At 67.6% G+C, this 5,123-nt stretch carries 5 protein-coding genes and 1 pseudogene; 2 read left to right on the top strand and 4 right to left on the bottom strand.

Annotation, left to right across the window (positions count from 1 at the left end; all coding sequences use genetic code 11):
- The 3 genes from APM_RS09930 to APM_RS09920 form a co-directional block, all read right to left on the bottom strand.
- A partial coding sequence (locus APM_RS09930) for a terminase large subunit domain-containing protein (RefSeq protein WP_007423238.1) occupies positions 1-1,020 on the bottom strand: 1,020 nt, incomplete at its 3' end.
- A gap of 121 nt (positions 1,021-1,141) precedes the next feature.
- A complete protein-coding gene (locus APM_RS09925; RefSeq protein WP_007423237.1) occupies positions 1,142-1,972 on the bottom strand; it encodes a hypothetical protein in 831 nt (276 codons plus the stop codon).
- Between the two features lie 119 nt (positions 1,973-2,091).
- Positions 2,092-2,349, bottom strand: a complete 258-nt coding sequence (locus APM_RS09920) for an usg protein (RefSeq protein WP_007423236.1) — start codon at positions 2,347-2,349, stop codon at positions 2,092-2,094.
- A gap of 286 nt (positions 2,350-2,635) precedes the next feature.
- Here APM_RS09920 and groES point away from each other — a divergent pair, with 286 nt between their 5' ends.
- Positions 2,636-2,950: a co-chaperone GroES gene (groES, locus tag APM_RS09915; protein WP_007423235.1), complete on the top strand. Its 315-nt coding sequence runs from the start codon at positions 2,636-2,638 to the stop codon at positions 2,948-2,950.
- Positions 2,951-2,994: 44 nt separating this feature from the next.
- Entirely contained in the window at positions 2,995-4,644 is a 1,650-nt protein-coding gene (groL, locus tag APM_RS09910; protein ID WP_007423234.1) for a chaperonin GroEL, read from the top strand.
- Positions 4,645-4,739: 95 nt separating this feature from the next.
- On the opposite strand, the pseudogene APM_RS09905 reads toward groL, so the two are convergent.
- A pseudogene (locus APM_RS09905) lies at positions 4,740-5,123 on the bottom strand (MFS transporter); the annotation flags it as partial.

Here is a 5,123-nt window from a genome sequence, read left to right as displayed (position 1 = left end):
GACCGCCGCCGGCCCCGCCCGCACCCGCACCACGTCGAGCACGACATGCGTGCCATCGGCGGTCAGCCCGAGCTTCAACCCCACGGTCCAGTCCGGATTCCGCCCGGCCGATGCCGCCGTCGCCGCCAGGTCCCAGGCGCGCACGGTGCGCACCACCGCCGGCGGCGCGTCGACGAAGCCGAGCCTGTCGAGTTCGAACAGCGTCCCGCCATCGCGCATCGGCCGCTGCTGGTAGAGCGCGGCGAACACGCGCTCGCCCACCGTCGCCCGCCGCCGGGCGATCGCCCGCGCATCCTCCCATTCGGGCCAGAGCGCCTCGCCCGGCGCCCGTCCGAGCGGGTCGTCCGCCTCGGCGAGTGCCGGCAGCCGCAGCACCGTCCAGCCGCTCTCCCGGGCCATCAGCCGCCCGGCGAGATCGTCCTCATGCCAGCGCGTCATCACCAGCACGACGCGCCCGCCCGGCTTCAGCCGCGAGAGCAGTTCGGCGCGATACCAGTCATGCAGCGCGTCCCGCGCCGCCCGGCTGTCCGCCTCGGCCCAGGATTTCACCGGATCGTCGATCAGGATCAGATCCGCCCGCCGTCCGGTGATCGGCCCGCGCACCCCGGCGGCGAAATACTGGCCACCCCCCTGCAACGAAAACCGCCCCGCCGCCCGGTTGCCGGCGTCGAGAAGCAGGCCGAAATCCTCGCCCGCCTCGGCGATCAGCGCGCGCAACCGGCGGCCGAAATATTCGGCGAGCGAGGCCGTATGGCTCGCCGCGATCACCTCGCCCGCCGGATGGCGGGTGAACCAGAACGCCGGAAACAGCACCGAGGCATAGGTCGATTTCGCCGCCCCCGGCGGCATCTGCACCATCAGCCGGTCGACCTGGCCGGCCGCCACGCGCTCCAGCGCGTCGATCATCGCGAGCTGGTGCCGCGCCGGCCGCAAGCCCTGCGCCTCCAGCACCGCGGCGGCGAACCGGCGGAAATCGCGGGGCCGAACCGCCCCCCCTCTGGCTCCGTCGCAGCACATCATGCACCGCGCCGCGCACAGAACCTCATCATGACCGGAGGGATAGCCCAAAACGGGGCGGGTGGGAAAGCAGAAAAAACGCTATGTTAGATTTTTTCTTTCCCCCGAAGGCTCCACCCTCGGCTCAGGGGAAGCCGAACGCGACACCCATCTCGCCGCGCGCGGCGAAAGTGCTGCTCGTCGGCTCATAGAATCCGTTGGACGGTTTCGATCCGGCATAGTTGAAATGCCGCATCTCCAGCCCGGCGAAGACGTGCCAGACATTGTCGAGCCGCCAGTCGGCGCCGAGCCGCACGGCCTCCTCGCCGCTGGTGCCGAAGCTGCCGGAGAATCCGAGCGCCGGCGCCGAAACGCCGCCGCCCACCACTGCCAGCCCCTCCGCCGAGGCGGAGAGGACGAGCCGCCCCGTCGCCGCATAATCGAGCTTCGCGCCGAACCCGGCCAGCGCCGCGTGATAGAAACTGCCATAGCCGCCGCTGCCGCCGATATTGCGCGACCAGCTCTGATAGCCGGCGGCAATGAAGGGCAGCACGCTGACCGCGTGGCTCAGCGGCACGGCAACGCCGAGCTGGACCTCGACATGGTTGAACCGCGCCGCTTCGGACTGGTCGTATGGCACGAGCCCCTGCGACGTTCCCTGCAGGTAGCCCTGATATCCCAGCGCGCCGCCCGAGAAATCGTAGACCACGCCGGTATAGACGTCCGGCAGGCCCAAGGCCGGGCCGAGCCGCGAGGCGCCGAGGCTGAACCCCGGCAGCACGCCGCTCTCCTGGTCGGAGGTGTTGTCGAACCCTTCGTGATAGCTGTAGCCCGTCGCCGTGATGCCGAGCGAAACCCGGGTCTCGGCCGCGGCAATCGCCGGGTTCACGCCCTGCGCCCGCGCGCACGGCGCGAGCCGCGCCAGCGCGAGAGCCAGTCCGAGCGCACAAAGGATATTCCTCGTCACAGCCGCCATTCCAGATCAATCTTGCGTAACACAATTTATCGCAAGAAAACCTGAACGTCTGCTTAACTTTGAGATGCCGGCGCGAATTCCACACATGTCACCCATCCGCCACGCCATGGCCGCGCGGGTCAGTGAAGCTGGAACATATGCGGGCTGCGCATCTCCCCTGGCGTGATCAGCGCGGCCGTGCCCACCCGCACCGAATGCAGCTTGCCCTCGATCTGCCGGCTCCAGAAATCGAGGAACCGGTGCAGCACCGGGTAGCGCGGCGCGATATCGAGGTCCTGCCACACGAAACTCTGCAGAACGCCCGGATGGTCGGGCAGATGGTAGAGAATCTCGGCGGTCGTCAGCCGGTATCCCTCGAGCTGTCGGCTCAGTGTCATGATCTGTCTCCGTCGCACTGTCATCGGCGGGCCGTGCGAGTCCGCTCCTCCTGACCATGACGATGCCATGACACCCCCGGGGGTTGGCAAGAAAAATCTTTCTTATCAACACTTTAGCACTCACCTCGGGCAATTGCTGCCGGACTTGACATCGGTTGCCCACAACACTATCCCTTTGGCACTCTCCCGGTGAGAGTGCTAGCAAGCATCCGGTGCCTATCGAGAGGGCCGGCGCTGCTGAGCCCGTCACTGTTGCAACAGACTTCTGAAGTCAGGAGCGAGCCACATGAAATTCCGTCCCCTGCACGACCGCGTGGTCGTTCGCCGGCTGAACGCCGAGGAGAAGACCGCCGGCGGCATCATCATCCCCGACACCGCCAAGGAAAAGCCGATGGAAGGCGAGGTCATCGCCGTTGGCCCGGGTGCCCGCAACGAGGCCGGCGCCGTCGTCGCGCTCGACGTCAAGGCCGGCGACCGCATCCTGTTCGGCAAGTGGTCGGGCACCGAGGTCAAGATCGACGGCGAAGAGCTGCTGATCATGAAGGAATCCGACATCATGGGCATCATCGAGGGTACGGCTTCGAAGAAGAAGGCCGCCTGATCACCCCCGGTTTCCCCTCCGATATCGCATAAAGGAAGTTACACATGGCTGCTAAAGACGTCCGCTTCTCGGCCGACGCCCGCGAACGCCTCATCCGCGGTGTCGACCTGCTCGCCAACGCGGTGAAGGTCACCCTCGGCCCCAAGGGCCGCAACGTCGTCATCGAGAAGAGCTTCGGTTCGCCCCGCATCACCAAGGACGGCGTGACGGTCGCGAAGGAAATCGAACTCGCCGACAAGTTCGAGAACATGGGCGCGCAGATGGTGCGCGAAGTGGCCTCGAAGACCAACGACCTCGCCGGTGACGGCACCACCACCGCGACCGTCCTCGCCCAGGCGATCGTCCGCGAGGGTGCGAAGGCGGTTGCCGCCGGCATGAACCCGATGGATCTGAAGCGCGGCATCGACAAGGCGGTCAACGCCATCGTCGACGAGCTCAAGAAGCGCACCAAGAAGATCACGACCCCGAGCGAAACCGCCCAGGTCGGCACCATCTCCGCCAACGGCGAGGCCGAGATCGGCAAGATGATCTCCGAGGCGATGCAGAAGGTCGGCAACGAGGGCGTCATCACGGTCGAGGAAGCCAAGGGCATCCAGACCGAGCTCGACGTCGTCGAGGGCATGCAGTTCGACCGCGGCTACGTCTCGCCCTACTTCATCACCAACCCGGAGAAGATGGTCGCGGATCTCGACAATCCGTACATCCTGATCCACGAGAAGAAGCTCTCCGGCCTGCAGCCGATGCTGCCGCTGCTCGAAAGCATCGTCCAGTCCGGCAAGCCGCTGCTGATCATCGCCGAGGACGTCGAGGGCGAGGCGCTGGCCACCCTGGTCGTCAACAAGCTGCGTGGCGGCCTCAAGATCGCCGCCGTCAAGGCGCCCGGCTTCGGTGACCGCCGCAAGGCCATGCTGGAAGACATCGCGATCCTCACCGGCGGCCAGGTCATCAGCGAAGATCTCGGCATCAAGCTCGAGACCGTGACGCTGAACATGCTCGGCCGCGCGAAGAAGGTGCTGATCGAGAAGGAAAACACCACGATCGTCGAAGGTGCCGGCAAGAAGGCCGACATCACCGGCCGCTGCAACCAGATCCGCGCGCAGATCGAGGAGACCACCTCGGACTACGACCGCGAGAAGCTGCAGGAGCGCCTGGCGAAGCTGGCCGGCGGCGTTGCCGTCATCCGCGTCGGCGGCGCCTCGGAGACCGAGGTGAAGGAGCGCAAGGACCGCGTGGACGACGCGCTGCACGCGACCCGCGCCGCCGTCGAGGAAGGCATCGTCCCGGGTGGCGGCGTGGCCCTCGCCCGCGCCTCGCTCGCGATCAACAAGCTCAAGGCCGATAACGACGACCAGCGCTTCGGCATCGACATCATCCGCAAGGCGGTGCTCGCGCCGATGCGCCAGATCGCCGAGAACGCCGGCGAAGACGGCGCCGTGATCTCCGGCAAGGTGCTCGACAACGACGACTACAGCTTCGGCTTCGATGCCCAGTCCGGCGAGTTCAAGGACATGGTCAAGGCCGGCATCATCGACCCGACCAAGGTCGTCCGCACCGCGCTGCAGGACGCCGCCTCGGTCGCCGGTCTGCTCATCACGACCGAAGCGATGGTCGCCGAGCGTCCGGAAAAGAAGGCCCCCGCCGGTGGCGACGCCGGAATGGGCGGCATGGGCGGCATGGGCGGCATGGATTTCTGATCCGCCGCTCCAGGCTCAGGCCCGGATACCGGAAAGCCGTGGGGGCAACCCCACGGCTTTTCTCTTGAGCCCCGCCTGTTGCGCCGCGCCGCCGTTCAGCCCCGCCGCCGCTCCAGCCCGAACGCCCAGGCCGCCACCGCCAGCCCCGCCAGCGCGAGCGCAGCGCCCAGCAGCGGCAGGCTCCGATAGCCGATCCCGGCGCCCAGCGCCGCCCCGCCCAGCCACGCCCCGCCGGCATTGCCGAGATTGAACGCCCCCTGGTTGATCGTCGAGGCAAGGTTCGGCGCATCCCGCGCATGGTCGATCACCCGCGTCTGCAACGGCGAGACCAGGGTGAACACCGCCATCCCCCAGCCCGCCATCACCAGCACGGCCACCAGGCCGAACGGCAGCGCCGCCCGCAGCGCCACCAGCAGCACGGCGATCGCCAACAGCGTCGCGACGATCGTGCGCGCCGCATGCCGGTCCGCGAGCCGCCC

Source organism: Acidiphilium sp. PM (assembly GCF_000219295.1).
GTDB classification, from domain to species: Bacteria; Pseudomonadota; Alphaproteobacteria; order Acetobacterales; family Acetobacteraceae; genus Acidiphilium; species Acidiphilium multivorum.
The sequence above is the reverse complement of the archived record's forward strand: the minus strand, read 5'-3'. Positions and strand labels throughout refer to the sequence as shown.

Bases quoted from the DNA above. Each gene is read 5' to 3' on its own strand.
- APM_RS09920 (WP_007423236.1), bottom strand. From the start codon at position 2,349: ATGACACTGAGCCGACAGCTCGAGGGATACCGGCTGACGACCGCCGAG.
- groL (WP_007423234.1), top strand. From the start codon at position 2,995: ATGGCTGCTAAAGACGTCCGCTTCTCGGCCGACGCCCGCGAACGCCTC.
- groES (WP_007423235.1), top strand. From the start codon at position 2,636: ATGAAATTCCGTCCCCTGCACGACCGCGTGGTCGTTCGCCGGCTGAAC.
- APM_RS09925 (WP_007423237.1), bottom strand. From the start codon at position 1,972: ATGGCGGCTGTGACGAGGAATATCCTTTGTGCGCTCGGACTGGCTCTC.